At 66.6% G+C, this 17449-nt stretch carries 16 protein-coding genes; 5 read left to right on the plus strand and 11 right to left on the minus strand.

Annotation, left to right across the window (positions count from 1 at the left end; translation table 11 throughout):
- Positions 1-216: 216 nt before the first annotated feature.
- From VGP60_RS05610 to VGP60_RS05625, 4 genes are all read right to left on the minus strand, one after another.
- On the minus strand, positions 217-1371 hold the full coding sequence (locus VGP60_RS05610) for an acyl-CoA dehydrogenase family protein (protein ID WP_327546778.1): 1155 nt from the start codon (positions 1369-1371) through the stop codon (positions 217-219).
- The gene (locus VGP60_RS05615; protein WP_327546779.1) at positions 1368-3350 is read right to left on the minus strand and encodes an acetyl-CoA carboxylase biotin carboxylase subunit; all 1983 of its coding nucleotides are present in this window, start codon (positions 3348-3350) and stop codon (positions 1368-1370) included. The genes VGP60_RS05610 and VGP60_RS05615 overlap by 4 nt, the downstream gene beginning before the upstream one ends.
- A gap of 7 nt (positions 3351-3357) precedes the next feature.
- The gene (locus VGP60_RS05620; RefSeq protein WP_327546780.1) at positions 3358-4971 is read right to left on the minus strand and encodes a carboxyl transferase domain-containing protein; all 1614 of its coding nucleotides are present in this window, start codon (positions 4969-4971) and stop codon (positions 3358-3360) included.
- Positions 4972-5081: 110 nt separating this feature from the next.
- Entirely contained in the window at positions 5082-5897 is an 816-nt protein-coding gene (locus VGP60_RS05625; protein WP_327546781.1) for an SGNH/GDSL hydrolase family protein, read from the minus strand.
- A 162-nt stretch (positions 5898-6059) separates the two neighbouring features.
- Between VGP60_RS05625 and VGP60_RS05630 the strand changes: the two genes are divergently transcribed.
- Both VGP60_RS05630 and VGP60_RS05635 read left to right on the plus strand, forming a co-directional pair.
- The gene (locus tag VGP60_RS05630; protein WP_327546782.1) at positions 6060-6650 is read left to right on the plus strand and encodes a TetR/AcrR family transcriptional regulator; all 591 of its coding nucleotides are present in this window, start codon (positions 6060-6062) and stop codon (positions 6648-6650) included.
- A 66-nt stretch (positions 6651-6716) separates the two neighbouring features.
- A complete protein-coding gene (locus tag VGP60_RS05635; RefSeq protein ID WP_327546783.1) occupies positions 6717-7214 on the plus strand; it encodes a hypothetical protein in 498 nt (165 codons plus the stop codon).
- Positions 7215-7391: 177 nt separating this feature from the next.
- Here VGP60_RS05635 and VGP60_RS05640 read toward each other — a convergent pair whose 3' ends face one another.
- The 5 genes from VGP60_RS05640 to VGP60_RS05660 all read right to left on the minus strand — a co-directional run bounded on the left by VGP60_RS05640 (position 7392) and on the right by VGP60_RS05660 (position 12177).
- The gene (locus VGP60_RS05640; protein WP_327546784.1) at positions 7392-8021 is read right to left on the minus strand and encodes a hypothetical protein; all 630 of its coding nucleotides are present in this window, start codon (positions 8019-8021) and stop codon (positions 7392-7394) included.
- A gap of 83 nt (positions 8022-8104) precedes the next feature.
- Positions 8105-8806, minus strand: coding sequence for a Crp/Fnr family transcriptional regulator (locus tag VGP60_RS05645; RefSeq protein WP_327546785.1), 702 nt, complete (start codon positions 8804-8806; stop codon positions 8105-8107).
- A 60-nt stretch (positions 8807-8866) separates the two neighbouring features.
- Positions 8867-9643 (minus strand): Crp/Fnr family transcriptional regulator, encoded by a 777-nt coding sequence (locus tag VGP60_RS05650; protein ID WP_327546786.1) that lies wholly within the window; start codon positions 9641-9643, stop codon positions 8867-8869.
- A 93-nt stretch (positions 9644-9736) separates the two neighbouring features.
- Positions 9737-10867, minus strand: a complete 1131-nt coding sequence (gene metX, locus VGP60_RS05655) for a homoserine O-acetyltransferase MetX (RefSeq protein WP_327546787.1) — start codon at positions 10865-10867, stop codon at positions 9737-9739.
- Entirely contained in the window at positions 10864-12177 is a 1314-nt protein-coding gene (locus VGP60_RS05660) for a bifunctional o-acetylhomoserine/o-acetylserine sulfhydrylase (RefSeq protein WP_327546788.1), read from the minus strand. The genes metX and VGP60_RS05660 overlap by 4 nt, the downstream gene beginning before the upstream one ends.
- 195 nt (positions 12178-12372) lie before the next feature.
- Between VGP60_RS05660 and VGP60_RS05665 the strand changes: the two genes are divergently transcribed.
- Together VGP60_RS05665 and rdmE are read left to right on the plus strand one after the other, a co-directional pair.
- The gene (locus tag VGP60_RS05665; protein ID WP_327546789.1) at positions 12373-12876 is read left to right on the plus strand and encodes a hypothetical protein; all 504 of its coding nucleotides are present in this window, start codon (positions 12373-12375) and stop codon (positions 12874-12876) included.
- Between the two features lie 37 nt (positions 12877-12913).
- On the plus strand, positions 12914-14485 hold the full coding sequence (gene rdmE / locus VGP60_RS05670; protein ID WP_327546790.1) for an aklavinone 12-hydroxylase RdmE: 1572 nt from the start codon (positions 12914-12916) through the stop codon (positions 14483-14485).
- 78 nt (positions 14486-14563) lie between these two features.
- Here rdmE and VGP60_RS05675 read toward each other — a convergent pair whose 3' ends face one another.
- Together VGP60_RS05675 and VGP60_RS05680 are read right to left on the minus strand one after the other, a co-directional pair.
- A complete protein-coding gene (locus VGP60_RS05675; protein ID WP_327546791.1) occupies positions 14564-15445 on the minus strand; it encodes an IS3 family transposase in 882 nt (293 codons plus the stop codon).
- Entirely contained in the window at positions 15442-15726 is a 285-nt protein-coding gene (locus VGP60_RS05680; protein ID WP_327546792.1) for a transposase, read from the minus strand. The genes VGP60_RS05675 and VGP60_RS05680 overlap by 4 nt, the downstream gene beginning before the upstream one ends.
- Before the next feature lie 152 nt (positions 15727-15878).
- Between VGP60_RS05680 and VGP60_RS05685 the strand changes: the two genes are divergently transcribed.
- Entirely contained in the window at positions 15879-17426 is a 1548-nt protein-coding gene (locus tag VGP60_RS05685; protein WP_327546793.1) for a helix-turn-helix domain-containing protein, read from the plus strand.
- Positions 17427-17449 lie beyond the last annotated feature (23 nt).

The raw sequence follows: 17449 nt of genomic DNA on the forward strand, positions 1-17449 counted from the left end.
CACTGCGACGAATACTGCTCTACCTGCTCAAACACCAGCGCAACCGCGCGCTCACGCACCACACGCGGGTGCCTCGACGACTTGGCCATAACTCCATCCTCACTCACACGATGGAGCCTCCACCAAACCCGGGGCGGTTCAAAGGCCACGTTGAGGGACTCTGAGTCCCTCAACGTGGCCTTCACGGACCGTCGAGCAAGCCGCTGGACGAGGGGGTTACTTGAGGCCGAGTTCCCGGGAGATGAGCATGCGCTGGACCTCGCTGGTGCCTTCGCCGATTTCGAGGATCTTGGCGTCGCGGTAGAAGCGGCCGACGGGGTACTCGTTCATGAAGCCGTAGCCGCCGAAGATCTGGGTGGCGTCGCGGGCGTTCTCCATGGCCGCGTTCGACGCGACGAGCTTCGCGATCGCGGCTTCCCTCTTGAAGGGTTCGCCGCGCAGCATCTTCGACGCCGCCGCGTAGTAGGCGAGCCGGGCGGTGTGCGTCCGGACCTCCATGTCGGCGATCTTGAACTGGAGCACCTGGTACGAACCGATCTTGTGGCCGAACGCCTCGCGCTCGCCGACGTACCGCAGGCATTCGTCGACGCAGCCTTGCGCGAGACCGACGCTGACGGCGGCGATCGCCACCCGGCCTTCGTCCAGAATGGACAGGAACTGGGCGTACCCGCGGCCGCGTTCGCCGACGAGGTTCTCGACCGGCACCCGGCAGTCCGAAAAGGACAGACCGTGCGTGTCGGAGGCGTTCCAGCCGACCTTCGAGTACTTCGGCGCCACCTCGAAACCCGGCGTGCCCGAAGGCACGATGATCGCGGAGATCTCCTTGCGGCCGTTCTCCTTCACCCCGGTGACGGCGGTGACGGTGACCAGTTTGGTGATATCGGTGCCCGAGTTCGTGATGAACGACTTGCTGCCGTTGATCACCCAGTCGCCGCCGTCCTCGGCCGCGCGGGTGCGAGTGGCACCGGCGTCCGAGCCACCACCCGGCTCGGTCAGCCCGAACGCGCCCAGCGCCTCACCGGCGCTCAGCGTCGGCAGCCACTGTTCCTTCTGCGCCTGGGTGCCGAAGCGGTAGATCGGCATCGCACCAAGGGAAACCCCGGCTTCGAGCGTGATCGCGACGGACGAGTCGACGCGGGCGAGCTCCTCAAGAGCCACGCACAGGGCGAAGTAGTCGCCGCCCATGCCCCCGAACTCCTCGGAGATCGGCAGGCCGAACAGGCCCATCTCGCCCATCTTCGCGGTGATCTCGTACGGGAACTCCTCCCGCTCGTAGAACCCGCCGATGACCGGAGCGACTTCCGCCTGCGCGAAGTCCTCGACGGTCTTGCGCAAGGCCTCGTACTCTTCGTCCAAGCGGAAGTCGATCATGTGCTCTCCTGTGGGGTCACCACGGCTAGTGCTTCGTCCAGCGCGACCTGTTGGCCGGCCCGGACATGGAGCTCGCTCACGACACCGTCCACCGGTGCGGTGATGGTGTGTTCCATCTTCATCGCTTCGACGACGATCAGCGGGGTCCCCGCGCTCACGACGTCACCCTTCGCGACCTTGACGACCAGTACGGTGCCCGGCATCGGGCTCGTGACCGGGCCACCACCGGCCGCTTCACCCTGGGAGGCAAGGATGTTCGCCTGCTGGCCGATCGCGACACACTGTCCGTCGCGGGCGAGCCACACCGTCGTCCCGGCGCCTTGGGCGTGCCGGTAACGACGGAAACCGTTGGGGTGCCGGACTTCCAGCACACCGTTGTCCCAGCGCGCGGAATACCGGGCCGACTCGCCACCGTCCACAGTGACCGAGGCGGCGGCCGGAATGCCTTCGACACAGACCACGGATTCGACGTCACCCGAGCGGAGCCGGAACGTCACCCCGCCGGAACCGCCACTGCGCCAGCCGTTCGGGATGTCCCACGGGTCCACGATCGGCCCTTTCGGCTGCAATGCGAGCAGTTTGTCCAGCGCGGCCGCGACGAAGAACTCCTCGGCGACGCCACCAGTGACCAAAGTGGACAGACGACGTTCGACCAGCTCGGTGTCGAGCCGTCCGGCTCGGACCTCGTCGTCGGCGAGAAGCCCACGCAGGAACGAGATGTTGGTGCCGACGCCGAGTAGTGCGGTGTCGGCGAGCGCGAGGTCCAGCCGGTGCAACGCGGCGGCGCGGTCCGGTCCCCAGGCGATGACCTTGGCGATCATCGGGTCGTAGTTCGAGCCGATCACCGCGCCTTCGGTCATCCAGGAGTCGACGCGGACACCGTCGCCCGACGGTTCGTGCACGGCGAGCACGGTGCCGCCGGTCGGGATGAAACCGCGGGACGGATCTTCGGCGTACACCCGGGCTTCCACCGCGTGCCCGCGCAGTTCGACGTCGGACTGCGCGACGGTCAGGTGTTCCCCGGCGGCGATCTTGACCTGCCACTCCACCAGATCCAGCCCGGTCACCATCTCCGTCACCGGGTGCTCGACCTGGAGCCGTGTGTTCATCTCCATGAAGAAGAACTCGTCCGGCGCCTTGGCGGACACGATGAACTCGACGGTCCCCGCGCCGACGTAACCACAGGACCGGGCCGCTTCGACGGCCGCGGAACCCATCCGCTCCCGGCTCACCTCGTCCAGCAGGATCGACGGCGCCTCTTCGATGATCTTCTGGTGCCGCCGCTGAAGACTGCACTCACGCTCACCGAGGTGGATCACGTTGCCGTGGGTGTCGGCGAGCACCTGGATCTCGATATGCCTTGGTGTGGTGACGAAGCGTTCCATCAGCAACGTGTCATCGCCGAACGAACCCTTGGCCTCACGGCGGGCCGACTCGATCGCGTCGGCGAGTTCACCCTCGGCGTTGACGAGCCGCATGCCTTTACCGCCACCACCCGCGGACGGCTTGAGCAGCAACGGATAGCCGACCTCGGCGGCGGCCTCCGCGAACCCACCTTCGGGAATGTCCACATCGGACTTTCCTGGTACGACGGGAACACCGGCGGCCGACACCGTCGCCTTCGCGCGGATCTTGTCGCCCATCGCGTCGATCGCGCTCACCGGCGGGCCGATGAACACCAGACCGGCGTCAATACACTCACGAGCAAACACCGCGTTTTCAGCCAGAAAACCATACCCTGGATGCACCGCTTGAGAGCCGGTATCGATTGCCGCCTGAATGATCGCCGGAATGGACAAGTAACTCCGTGCGGCCTCGGCGGGTCCGATCCGGACAGCGGTATGCGCCTCACGGACATGCTTGGCATCGGCGTCAGCGTCGCTGTACACCGCGACCGACCGGATGCCCATGTCCCGCAACGTCCGGATGATCCGGACGGCGATTTCGCCACGGTTGGCGACCAGAACAGTGTCGAACATTTTCAACTCACATTCGGAAGACGCCGTAGTTGACCGGTTCCAGCGGCGCGTTGGCCGCGGCCGACAAAGCGAGACCGACGACCGTGCGGGTGTCCGCGGGGTCGATCACGCCGTCGTCCCACAGCCGCGCCGTCGAGTAGTACGGGCTCCCCTGAGCCTCGTACTGCTCCCGGATCGGGTCCTTGAAAGTCTCTTCGTCCTCTGTGGACCATTCGCCGCCGCGGGCTTCGATACCGTCGCGGCGGACCGTTGACAGCACCGACGCCGCCTGCTCGCCACCCATCACCGAAATCCGCGCGTTGGGCCACATCCACAGGAACCGCGGCGAATACGCCCGGCCACACATCGAGTAGTTCCCGGCGCCGAACGAACCGCCGATGATCACCGTCAGTTTCGGCACCCGCGCGCAGGCCACCGCGGTGACCATTTTCGCGCCGTGCTTGGCGATACCGCCGGCTTCGTAGGCGCGGCCGACCATGAACCCGCTGATGTTCTGCAGGAACAGCAACGGAATCGAGCGCTTGTCGCACAGCTCGATGAAGTGCGCGCCCTTCATCGCCGACTCGGCGAACAGCACGCCGTTGTTGGCGATGATCCCGACCGGGTGGCCGTGGACATGTGCGAAGCCGGTCACGAGTGTCGCGCCGTATTCCTTTTTGAATTCGGCGAACCGGCTGCCGTCGACGATCCTCGCGATCACTTCGCGGACGTCGTACGGCGTGCGCGAATCCGTCGGCACCACGCCGTACAGCTCGGCGGGATCGGCAACGGGCTCTTCGGTCGGCTGGACGTCCCAAGGCCTGGGCGTGCGCGGGCCGAGCGTCGACACGATCGACCGGACGATCGACAGCGCGTGCGCGTCGTCGTTCGCGAGATGGTCGGTTACCCCGGACTGCCGCGCGTGGACGTCACCGCCGCCGAGTTCCTCGGCCGTGACGACCTCACCGGTCGCGGCCTTCACCAGCGGCGGGCCGCCGAGGAAGATGGTGCCCTGGTTGCGCACGATGACCGCTTCGTCGCTCATAGCCGGGACATACGCGCCACCGGCGGTGCAGGAGCCGAGCACGGCGGCGATCTGCGGGATCCCGCGCGCCGACATCGTCGCCTGATTGTAGAAAATCCGGCCGAAGTGCTCACGGTCGGGGAACACCTCGTCCTGGCGCGGCAGGAACGCACCGCCGGAGTCCACCAGGTAGATGCACGGAAGGTTGTTGTGCAGCGCCACTTCCTGGGCACGCAGGTGTTTCTTGACGGTCAGCGGGTAGTACGTCCCGCCCTTGACCGTGGCGTCGTTGACGACGATCACGCATTCGCGCCCGGAGACGCGGCCGATGCCGGTGATGATGCCCGCGGACGGCGCTTCGTCGTCGTACAGGCCGGTGGCGGCGAGCGGCGAGAGCTCCAGGAACGGCGAACCCGGGTCGAGCAGCGTGTCGACGCGGTCGCGGGGCAGCAGTTTGCCTCGTTCGACGTGCCGCGTGCGGGACTTCTCCGGGCCACCCAGCCGGGCCACCGACAACCGCTTGCGCAGGTCCTCGACGAGTTCGGCGTGCGAAGTGGCGCTACGGGCGTACTCGTCGCTCCGCGGGTCGGCAGAGCTGCTCAGTACAGGCGTGTCCATGGCTCCTCATCGTCCAGCCGGCACAGCAGGTTAGCGGTCGTTAACAACACCAAGAATGTTAGCGACCGCTAACCTGACTGTCCAGCGGACGACAGCAACGCTACGACGTACTAGCCGGTAACGGCTCGCAGCGCCGGATAGTAGGCACCGGAGTGGCCGGACGCCTTCGGGTGATAGGACTCGTCGACCGGCCAGGTGAGGCTGTTCAGCCACACGTCGCCGTTCGAGCAGATGTTGTGCCCGGCGAAGTTGCCGCGCACGTCCACGAAGGTCGCCCCCGCCGCGGCGGACCGGCTCGAGATGACACTGGCCAGCGTGTCCGCGCCGGAGTTGATCGCGGAGCGCTTGGTGTCACTCAGGCCGACGTTGCACGAACCGGGGACGGTGTAGAAGCGCGGGTAGCCCAGCACGATGACCCGGGCGCTCGGCGCTTTCTGCTTGATCTTCGCGTAGACGTTGTCGAGGAGCGGGGGCAACGTGTTGTTCGCGTAGTTCTTCGCGGTGTTCACCCGATCCAGGCAGGTCTGGTCGGAGTTGAGGGTGCAGGTGGTGATCACGTCGGCGAAACCGGCGTCGTTGCCACCGACCGAGACGGTGACCAGTGTCGCCGCCGAGGTGACCGAGTTGATCTGGTTGAGCACGTCCCCGGTCCGCGCGCCCGAGCAGGCGACGAAGGTGAACGTGGTGCCGGCGTGCGCGTTGGCCCACAACTGCGGGTACGCGTTGGAACTGCGCTTGCAACTGCCGGAGTTGCCGTAACTGCCGGCGCCCACCCCGGAGGAGTAGGAGTCGCCGAGCGCGACGTAGTTGGTGGCCTTGACCGCGCTGGCGGTGCCGGTCAGGCCAAGCATGGCAAGCAGGGCGACCCCCAGGGCCGCGAAGCTTCGGATCCAGAGGCGGGAGATTTTCCGGACAGGGACGGCCATGGGTCACTCCTTTGTGACGTGGTAACGCGTTGTATCACTACCAGGTGACATCCTCACAGGGAAGCGTCACATCGACTGCCACCCGCTTGGCTCACGCAGGAAGTCGTAGCAGGTCACGGACGGTTGTTAGCGCTCGCTAACTTGCGGCCATAAGATAAGCGCATGCCCGTCAACCCCACCCCGCTAGTGAATGGCGAAAAAGCGAACAGGCGGGAACAAATCCTGACCGCCGCCGCGGAGCTGTTCGCCCACCACGGTTTCCACGGGGTGGGAATCGACGACATCGGCGCGGCCGTCGGCATCTCCGGCCCCGCGCTCTACCGGCACTTCCGCAGCAAGGACTCGATGCTCGGGGAGATGCTGAACTCGATCAGCCAGTTCCTCCTCGAAGGCGGCGTCGCCCGCGCGGAACAACCGGGTGACCCCCACACGGTGCTTACCCGGCTGGTGCGCTTCCACGTCGACTTCGCGCTCGAGCACCCCGCGCTGATCACCGTGCAGGAACGCAACCTCGCGAACCTCACCGACGCCGATCGCAAGCAGGTGCGCGGTTTACAGCGCCGCTACGTCGAAGTCTGGGTGACGGCGATCTCAGCCGCGGTTCCCGGCGTCGGTGAGCGACACGCCCGGTCAGCGGCGCACGCCGTGTTCGGCCTGATCAACTCCACCCCGTACAACCGCCATCTCGGTGACGAAGAGCTCGCGGAGTTGCTCGTCCAGCTCGCGCTGGGTGCACTGCACGCCGCGAAATGATCATCCGAGTGGCCACTGAAGTAAACACCGGCCCCAAATCCTTGCGGGCTGGTGTTTGATAGGCACGTGCAGCCCGACAGGAGCGAGGACGAGCGAAGGCTCGTCGAGAAGGCGCAACGCGCCCTCGTCGCGATCAGCCTCGGCGACGACGCCGAAGCTCTCGACGAGGTGGCGCCGTCTGCCGTCGAGCCCCAGAAACGGTCGGCGGAGACCAGGGAACTGATGTTGCTGCTCTTCGGTGAGTGCAGCGCGATGGTGTCGACACTGGGCGACGGCGGCAGCGCGCCGGTCAAGGTCCAGGTGTTCGACGAGGACGGCGAAGAGGTCTCGATCGACCAGGCCGACCCGCCGGTCCGCACGGCTGTGCGAACCCTGCTGGCCGAGGTGCACGGCAACACCGAGGCCGCCGAGGAGCAGGTCGAGATCGCGCTCGCCAACGCCGCCCCCGAAGAGGTCGACAGCCTGGTGCTGCAGGCCCTCCGGTGGACGATCAGGCTCTCCGCGGAGTGCCTGGAACGCGATCTCCCCGTCGCCCCCTGGATCTCGGACGCCGTCGCGGACTAATCCTTCCCCGGGGAATATTGATGGAACGCCAAATGTGGCGTTCCGGCGGTCAGGCGCGTGGGGGTCGTGAGTGTTTACGAGTGTTAGAACACTTGTCACTCACGACCCCTCACCTGACCAGCGGAGATGTCCGGCAGGATCGTCGCCGGAACGCGGTGACGCCACCTTTCCCCGGGGTCAGCCGGCGTGGAGGGTGACGACAGTGCGCACCGGCCTCCGCAGCCGCAGCGGACTCTCGGGGACATGGATCCAGGCGATGTCCCGGAGTTCCTTGGCCACGAAGGAAATGCGGCGGTACTTCAGATGGTCCACCAGTCCGGGGTTGTGCCGGACGACGGCGTCGTACCACTGGTTGGACACGACCAGCGCCAGGTTCGTCTCCTGGTGCTTCTGCAGGGTGAGCTCGAGTTCGGGCAAATCGACCAGGCGGCAGCACGAGTTCAGATCACCGCCGACCCAGCCGTTGCCGTCGTGGCCGACTTCGCCGAAATGCAGCGCGAGCCGCATCCTCATCTTCACCGTGCCGGTGGTGCGCGCGGCATAGCGGATCAGCTCGGTGTTCAACTGCCGCACAAAACCGTCCGAGATGTCCTGCTTGGCCTCGTCCGCGGGGATCAGCAGGATGACCGCGTCACCCCGGTCCTCGCGCTCGCATCGCGACCAGTCCAGCCCCGCGGCTTCGATCGCCTTTTCCACCATTTCGTACATCCGCGCCCTGAGCCACGACTGGTCGGCGTTATTGCGGGTACCGAACTTCTCGATGTCCACAATGGCCATCGAATAGTGCCTGGACTTGTAACTGATCAAAACCCTTCGACCTTCCGGAAATGCGTGCGCGGTCTGTGAACGTTACCGCAACTATGTGACACGGATGGCCTATCGAATACGCGTCAACGCGGAATCTCCGCCGGGAGCTTGGCGACTTTACGTAGCCGCTCCAGATCATTCACCACGATCTTGCGGTACGAAAGCTCGATGATATCCCGTTTCTGCAGCTCACCGAGTTGCTCTTCGACGGTCCTGGTCGCCATTCCGGCCAATGAACCCAATTCCGCTTGGGTCAGGCAGCCGACAATTTCGTAGCGCCCGTCGACGTCCGCGCCGAATTTGCCGGTCAGTTCGACCATGACCCTGGCCAGTTTGCACAACGCGGCGAGGCCGTAGTCGACGCGACGCCGGTTCGCCTCGCGCAGCCGCTCGATGATCATCCGGGTCACCGCGAAATGCGCTTCCGGTTGCCTGCGCAGGAAATCCTTGAGCGCCCGGCTGTCGATGACCCGTGCGGTGGTGCGCACACAGGTGACCACGTTGGCCGAGCTCTCCTGCGGATCGATGGCGGTCATCTCGCCCGCGAGATCGCCATCGCGGACCATGCCGAGCAGGACGACCCTGCCGTCCTCGGAGGACACGACGATCTTGGCCGCGCCGCGCAGGAGCAACAGGGTCCGGTCGTTGTGGCCGCCGTGTTCGACCATGGTGTGGTTACGGGGGAACTCGCGTTCGAAGCCCAGTTCGAGCAACCCCGCGCGCACCGCGGGCTGAAGCCGCCCGAGCAGGCTCGACGCGGGCCAGGCCGTCAGGTTTCGGTCCACCGGAATTCTTTCTTGCCTTGAGATGGCTACCTCCCTGTTACTACGCCATCTGTGAGGCCATCACGCTGAACCGTGCGGCTGCGTGCCACCACATCCCACGATGTCTTTCCTGTCGTCTTTCGGGTCGGCGGACAGTGCGGTCGCCAAACGGTCGAGACAGATCACGCAGGGTATGACGATCTTGCGATAAGTGGTCCGCACGATCTGCCTGCGGCGGAATTCGCCGAGCACCCGGTTCACCGTGACTTCGGCGGCGTGGACCAGCTGCGCGAGCTCGGCCTGGCTGAGGTGGATCACCGCGCCCCACTGGGCGAACCGCTCGTCGAAGTCGTCGGTGAGAGAAAACAGCAGCTTGGCGACCCGCGCCGGTACCGCGTGACTGCGGATTTCGCGGTGGCTTTCGTCCGAGGCACGCAACCGGGTCGCGATCACGCGCGCGACCTCCATCGCCAGCTGCGGATGCGATCGGAGATAACCGTCGAACTTCTCCCAGCTGACGCTCGCCGCGCGGACCTGCGTCACCGCGACCACCGACGCCGAACGCCGATTGCCGTCGGTGTAGGAAAGTTCGCCCAGCAGACTGCCCTTGGCCCGGATGCCGAGCAGATGCTCGTCTCCCCCATCGGCCTGTACGACGACCTTGACTTGGCCACTGTAAACAAAAGTGACAAAACCGCCCTCGTCACCTTCCAGAATCAGGTGCGACTGCGGCTCATACGTCGCATGCCCGGCGAGCGCGAGCAACTCCTCGCGTTCGGAACTCCGCAGCCGCCCGAGAAACGACTCCTGCGGCCACGCCACGCCGTCTTCGCCGGGATCTCCCCTTGCACCGCGCATCGGCCTCAACGCCTCCCCTTCGGGCGTCTCAACTCTTCCCCGTCGGGCCCGGCCAGTCTTTCGGCCATCCAGGTGGAATCCGGACGGCTCCAGTCACCCGAGCAGGGACTTGACGAGCGCGGCTATCTGATCGGTCTCGATGAGGAAAGAGTCGTGCCCGTATGGGGAAGTGATCACCGCCGGCTCACTGCCGAGGCCTTCGGCGAGCGATTTCGCCTGGTACAGCGGGTAAAGCCGATCACTGTCCACACCGGCGACCACCGAACGCGCGGTGACCCGCTCGAGCGCCTCGGCCACTCCGCCCCGGTCACGGCCGACGTCGTGCGCGTTCATCGACCGGGTGAGCGTCACGTAACTGCCCGCGTCGAACCGCCGGACGAGCTTGTCGGCGTGATGGTCCAAATAGGACTCGATGGCGAATCGCCCGCCGCGCAACGCGTCCTCGCCGTCCTGGTCATGACGTCCGAATCGGTCGGTGAGTTCCGGCTCGCTGCGATAGGTGACGTGCGCGATCCGGCGCGCGACGCCGAGTCCGCGATGCGGGCCTTCACCGGGAGCGGCGTCGTAGTAGTCACCGCCGCGCCAGCCCGGATCGGAAGTGATCGCGTGCAGCTGAGGCGACGCCCAGGCGATCTGCTCGGCCGACGCTGCCGCCGTCGATGCCAGTACCAGCAACGATTCGACGCGCTCGGGGAACATGACGGCCCATTCGAGCGCACGCATGCCACCCATCGAGCCGCCGAGTACCGCGGCCCATCGCGCGACACCGAGTGCGTCGGCCAGCGCCGTCTCCACGACGACCTGGTCGCGGGGAGTCACCAAGGGAAACCTGCTGCCCCAAGGCTTTCCGTCGGGGTCGAGCGACGACGGCCCGGTCGAGCCCTGACAGCCGCCGAGCACGTTCGGCACGACGACGAACAGTTCATCGGTGTCCATGGCCCGGCCGGGGCCGATCAGGTCACTCCACCAACCGGCCGTCGGATGCCCGTCCTCGATGGGCCCGGTGATATGCGAATCGCCGGTCAGCGCGTGTTCGACGAGCACCGCGTTGGAGGCGTCGGAATTCAGCGTGCCCCAGGTTTCGTAGGCGAGGGAGAACGCGGGCAGCACGCCACCGGCGTCGAGCCGGAGCTCACCGCCGGTGACCCACTGCCTGCGTCCAGGGGGATCCCCTGCCCGCCACGCGCCGGTGACGGGCTGGGGATCCTCACCGGGTGATGTCACAGAGCGGCCTTCGCCGCCCGGAAGCCGGCTTCGAGGTCCGCCTTGAGGTCCTCGATGCCTTCGAGCCCGACCGACAGCCGGACCAGGCCGGGCGTGACCCCGCTGGCGAGCTGCTCACCGGCCGAAAGCTGGGCGTGGGTGGTGCTCGCCGGGTGCACGATGAGGCTGCGCACGTCACCGATGTTGACCAGCTGGCTGTGCAACTCGGTGCCGTCGACGAACTTGCGGCCGGCCTCGACACCGCCGCGCAGGTCGAACGAGAGCACCGCGCCCGCGCCCTTCGGCAGGTATTTCTGCGCCGCTTGGTAGAACGGGCTCGACGGAAGGCCGGCGTAGTAGACCTTTTCGACCTCGTCGCGCCCCTCGAGCCACTCGGCCAGTGCTTGCGCGTTGGCCACGTGCCGCTCCAGGCGCAGCGAAAGCGTCTCGATACCTTGCAGGATCAGGAAACTGTTGAGGGGTGCGATCGCGGCACCGGTGTCACGCAGGATCTGGACGCGCGCCTTGGCCGCGTACGCGCCGGGGCCGAGGGCTTCCCAGTACTTGAGGCCGCCGTAGCTCGGGTCGGGCTCGTTGAAACCGGGGAACTTCTCGGGGTTCTTGCCGTAGTCGAACGTGCCGCCGTCGACGAGGACACCGGCGACCGTGGTGCCGTGCCCGCCGAGGTACTTGGTGGCGGAGTGGACGACGATGTCGGCGCCGTGCTCGATCGGGCGCAGCAGGAACGGCGTCGGGATGGTGTTGTCGACGACGAGCGGTACCCCGGCCTCGTGCGCGACGTCGGCCACGCCGCGGATGTCGAGCACATTGCTGCCCGGGTTGGCCAGCGTCTCGCCGAAGAACAGCTTGGTGTTCGGGCGGACCGCGGCGCGCCACTGCTCCAAGTCGTCCTGGTCCTCCACGAAGGTGACCTCGATGCCGAGCTTCGGCAGCGTGTAGTGGAAGAGGTTGTACGTGCCGCCGTACAGCGACGGGCTGGAGACGAAGTGGTCGCCCGAGCTCGCGAGGTTGAGGATCGCGGCGGTGGTGGCGGCCGAACCCGAAGCGAACGCCAGCGCGGCGACACCGCCTTCGAGCGCGGCGAGGCGCTGCTCGAGGACGTCCTGGGTCGGGTTCATGATCCGCGTGTAGATGTTGCCGGGCTCGGCGAGGCTGAACAGGTCGGCTCCGTGCTGGCTGTCGCGGAAGACGTAGGAGGTGGTCTGGTAGATCGGCGTCGCCCTGGCACCTGTCGCGGTGTCGGGTGCCGCGCCCGCGTGGATCTGCTTGGTCTCGAAGGACCAGGCCGAGGTGTCGGATGAGTCCGTCATCAGGGGTTCTCTCCTTGCGCTGATTAGTCCAACGTGTTACGCCGACGTTAGCTCCGGATGCGGGTTGGCCCAATCGTTTCCCACGTGCTGAGAGGCACGTACACCATCGGGCGTACCGGGAACTGCCGCTCAGGGCACGACGACACGGTGCCCGCCGCCCGTGATTCTCAAACTATGGCAATTACCGATTGGCGAATGCGGGCAGGGACCCGCCGATGGTTCTTACTCACCCATGTCGTCTGCTCGGTCGGGTGGGTCGGCATCGAACTGGCGTTGCTGACACTTGGCCTGATCGGGCAGCTCGACTCCGACCCGGTGGTGACGCGCAGCGTGCGCATCGTCGCCGGCATCCTGGGCGGCATCTTCTACTTCCCGGCCGCCGCCCTCACCCTGATCAGCGGGGTGCTCCTGGGGCTGGGCACCAAATGGGGCCTGGTGCGCTACCACTGGGTGCTCGTGAAGCTGGCGTTCAACGTCGCGTTGCTCATCGGCGGCAGCTTCCTGGTGATGCCCGCGTTCGAGACCGCGTCCGACGCCGCGATCAGGAACGAGCCGATCGGGGACACCTCGATCATGATGGTCAGCGCGATGACGGCCGGGCTCACGCTGCTGCTCATCGCGACCCAGTTGTCGATCTTCAAGCCATGGCCGAAGACACGGTGGTACCCGAAAAAGGTTGCTTCCAAAGTATCTCTCTAGCTAAGATACTTACTTAGAGAGACACTTTGGAGGGGTGATGACCGAGGAACGGACAGCGGTACTGGTGGTCGGGGCGGGGCTCGGCGGGCTCTCGGCCACCATGTTCCTGGCGCAACACGGGGTGGCCGTGCTCACGGTCGAACGGCACGCGAGCACGGCCATCCACCCACGCGCGACGGGCCAGAACTGGCGCACGATGGAGCTTTTCCGGTGGGCGGGCATCGACGCCGACGTGCTCGACGCCAGCGGCCGCGCGTCGCAGGGGTTGCGGATCACGGTCGCGCCGAGCCTCGACGGGCCGGTGTTCCACCAGATCATCGAGGACAGCGACGACGTCGACATGAGCGGCGCGACGTCGATGCCCCACGGGATGGCCGGCCAGGAGGTCGTCGAGCCGATCATGCTGGCGCGGGCCGAAAAGTTCGGCGGGCGGGTGCGGTTCCGCACCGAGCTGGTGTCGTTCGAACAGGACGCCGACGGCGTCACGGCGTTGCTGCGGCATCGGGACACCGGCGAGGAAACCACCGTGCGTGCGCGGTATCTGGTCGCCGCCGACGGTGGGCGCAGCCCGGTCCGCGAGCGGCTCGGCATCCCGTCGACCGGGCCGGGCATCATCGGCCACAACATCGGTGTGGTGTTCGACGCCGACCTCGGCGAGCGGCTCAAGCCGGACGTCACCGACCTGTACTACTTGCAGAATCCGGGCTTCACCGCGGGCTTCTGCAACACCGACATCCCGGGCCGGTTCGTCTTCGCGCCGGACTACTTCCCGGAAAAGGGCGAGAAGGTCGAGGATTTCACCGCGGACCGGCTGACGCGGATGATCCGGATCGCCACCGACCTGCCCGACCTCGAACCGGCGATCCGCTGGATCGGGCCTTGGGAGATCGGGGCTCGGGTGGCCTCCCGTTTTCGTGACGGGCGGGTGTTCCTCGTCGGTGACGCCGCCAAGGTGACCCCGCCGACCGGCGGACAGGGCGGGAACACCGCCGTCGGCGACGGACACGACCTGGCCTGGAAACTCGCCGCTGTCTTGCGCGACGAAGCGGGCTCCGAGCTACTGGACACGTACGACGCGGAGCGCAGGCCGATCGCGACCATGGTCGTCGACACCTCGTTGCACAACATGAAGCAGCGGATGCGGCCCGATCTCGACGTCAGCGAGCTGACTCCGCCGGTGGATCCGGTGGCCGGGATCCTCGGGTTTCGTTATGTGTCTTCGGCGGTTCTGGCCGAGGATTCGGGTGAGCGCACCGAAAACCCGTTCGAGCCGAGCGGGCGTCCCGGGTTCCGCGCTCCCGATACGGCCATCGCGGGCCCTGGTTCGTCCACTGTGGACTTACTGGGCCGTGGCTGGGTACTGCTCGCCCGTTCTACGTCCTGGCGCGACGCGGCCACTGACATCTCCACCGAGATCGGGGTCGAGATCAGCTGTTTCGTGGCGGGAACGGACTTCACCTCTCCCGATTTCGCCACCCGCTATGGCCTCTCGGACGGTGGCGCAACCCTCATCCGCCCCGATGGCGTCGTCGCCTGGCGCACCCCCGCCGCGGTCGAAGACCCGGCAGGCACGCTCTGGAACGTCCTCGGGCAGGTACTGAGCCGCTAGCGCCACGCGTACGTGCAGAGTCGTGAGTGGCAACAAGTGTTCTATATGAGGTTCCCCCCGGGGAGCGGACACCGGGTTTCATGCTGCGTGTTGAGAACGGTACCCGATCCGGGTTTCTGCCGGGGTGCGGTAACCCACCGTCGAGTGCAGTCGGTCGTGGTTGTAATAGCGCAGGTAACGAAAAACGTCACGTCGGGCCTCGGCCCGGCTGGGCCAGAACGTCGTGCCGATCTCGGCTTTGAGGGTGGCGAAGAACGACTCCGCGACCGCGTTGTCGTAACACGACCCCGTTCTCCCGATCGACGGCCGGATTCGCTGCTCTGCCAACGCTTTCCGGAACTGGTCGGAGGTGTACTGCACCCCGCGATCGGAATGGAACACCGCGTCGTCGTCGATGAGTCCTCTCGTGGTGGCCAGGGTGATCGCGTCACAGACCAGATCGGTGCGCAGGTGGTCGGCCATGGCGTGGCCGACCACCTCCCGGCTGTGCAGGTCGATCACCGTGGCCAAATACAGCCACCCAGCCGACGTCGGCAGATAGGTGATGTCCCCGACGAGGCGCTGTCCTGGTGCGGTGGCGGAGAAATCCCGCCCGATCAGATCGGTCACCGCCGCCACCGGGGTGGTGGCGGGTGTGGTCAGCGAGCGGCGTTTGCGGCGGGTGCTCCCGGCCAGGCCGTGCGCGGCCATGAGCCGTTCCACCCGTTTGTGGTTCACCACATGGCCTCGCCGGCGGAGTTCCGCGGTGATCCTCGGTGCGCCGTAGGTGCCGTGGTGGGCGGTGTGGATCTCGGTGATCACTCCGGCCAGTTCCCGGTCGGCGTCCGCTCGCGCCGCGCGGGTGGCCTCCGACCGGATCCATTCGTGGTAGCCCTGCCGTCGGATGCCCAGGACCTGGCATAACCGGGTCACGGTGAACTGGGCGCGGTGTTCGGAGATGAACCGATAGCGGTAGGTCAACGATCCATCTCTTTGGCAAAATAGGCGGCTGCTTTGCGGAGAATGTCCTTCTCCACCTCGAGTTCCGCGACCCGTTTGCGCAGCGCCCGGACCTCGTCGCTGTCCTCAGGCTGGTCCGGTGGCGCCTCCTGCGCTTTCTTCGCGGTCCTGACCCAGGTGCGCAGCGTCTCGGCGTTGACACCGAGTTCGCGGGCAGTCTGGGCCAACGGCCGTTTCGGGTGGGCCGCCACCAGCGCCACCGCGTCTTTCACGAACTCCACGGGATATATACGTCGAACCACCAGGACATCCTTTCCCTGGCATCACGATGCCAGGAATCAGGGTGTCCGGTCCTAAGGGGGAACCTCATATATAACACTCGTAAACACTCACGAGCGGTCTCGAGGTGTGCTCGGCGGGCGGGGTTGGGCCGGGGGCGGTCTAAAGTGGTCTGATGGCTGAGCTCGCCGCGGTTTCCGTGCGTAGTGTGGTGGATCGGGTCGGCCCGACGCTGTTACGCGCGCTGTCGGTGCCGGACGGGGCTCCGGCGGTGGCCGATGTCGTCATCTTCGAGCCCGGGAGCCCGCTTTCGGCGGGCGACGTGGTGCTCGGGGTCGCGGTGAGCGATGCCGAGCAGGCCGCCGAACTGGTCCGCGGTAGTGCGTCGCAGGGCGCGGCGGCGGTGTTGCTGAAGCCGCCGTTGGCCGGGAAGGCCGCGGTGAAGCGGGCGGCGAAAGATGCCGGGATCGCACTCATCGAGGTCAAGGCCGCCACGTCGTGGGCCCAGCTGGTCTGGTTGCTGCGGACGGTTCTCGACGCCATCACCGACGAAGCGGAGTCCACTGAGGACGGCTTGGAGTCGGCCGATCTGTTCCGGCTCGCCGACGCGGTCGCGTCCGTTGTAGACGCTCCGGTGACCATTGAGGACACCAACTCCCGCGTGCTCGCCTACTCCGCGCGCCAAGACCTCACCGACCCGGCACGGATTTCCACCATCATGGGCCGCCGGATTCCGGATGACGTGCTCGCGAAGTTCCGGTCGCGCGGCGTGTTCCGTGAGCTTTCCCGTGGCAGGCAAACGGTTTTCGTGCCCGCCCAGCGTGACGGCACGTTGCCGCGGCTGATCGTGCCGATCCGGATGGGCGGCGAGTTGCTCGGCTCGATGTGGGCGGTGGTTTCCGGGCCGGTGTCCGACGAGCGGGCCGCCGCGTTCGCCGACGCGGCGCCGGTGGTCGCCCTGCATTTGCTGCGACGCAGGGCGCATGCGGACGCGCAGCGCCGGGCGTCGGCCGAACTATTGCGTGGCGTGTTGCAGGGAAAACCGATGACTCGTCAGGTGATCACCGAGCTGGACCTGTCCGACGAACCGCATCGAGTGGTCGTGATCGAGGCGCCGGGCGGAGACACGCCTGGGGCAGAGGGTCTGCGGCTGGCATTGCTGGAGAAGATTTCGCAGGGTGTCGGCAGACGGCCGGTGGCAGCCGAACTGGGCGGACTGCTCTACGCGCTGGTCCCGGACGGGGAAAGCTGGTCGGAGCTCCGCGACGCGCTCGTCGCGCTGCCGACGTCGAGCCGGACGCCGACACCGCGCGTCGCCGCCGGGAGCGCGGCCGACATCACCGCGCTCGCGACGTCCAAGGCCCAGGCCGACGAGGCGCTCACCCTCCTGCGCGCCGGGCTTGTCCCCGGTCAGGTCGTCAGCTTCGACGACGCATGGACAGCGCTCGTCCTGCACCGGGGCGCGACGGCCGCCGCCGGAGCGAAAGTCGCCGAACTCGGCCCGCTCACGGAATTGCGCGCATACGACGGATACCTCGACACGTTGTACGAATGGCTGAGACATCCAGGTGACCCTCGCGCGGCCGCCAAAGAATTGCGGATCCATCCCAACACCCTGCGCTACCGTATGCGTCGAATGCTCGAATTGGTGCCTTTGGACCTGGACGATCCGGATGTCCGACTGGCGCTGACAGTGCAGCTCATAGCGGTGCGGTGGAGCTGATTAGCCCGAAAGGCCCAACGTCG

The sequence above is a fragment of the Amycolatopsis sp. genome (assembly GCF_036008905.1).
Classification (GTDB): domain Bacteria; phylum Actinomycetota; class Actinomycetes; order Mycobacteriales; family Pseudonocardiaceae; genus Amycolatopsis.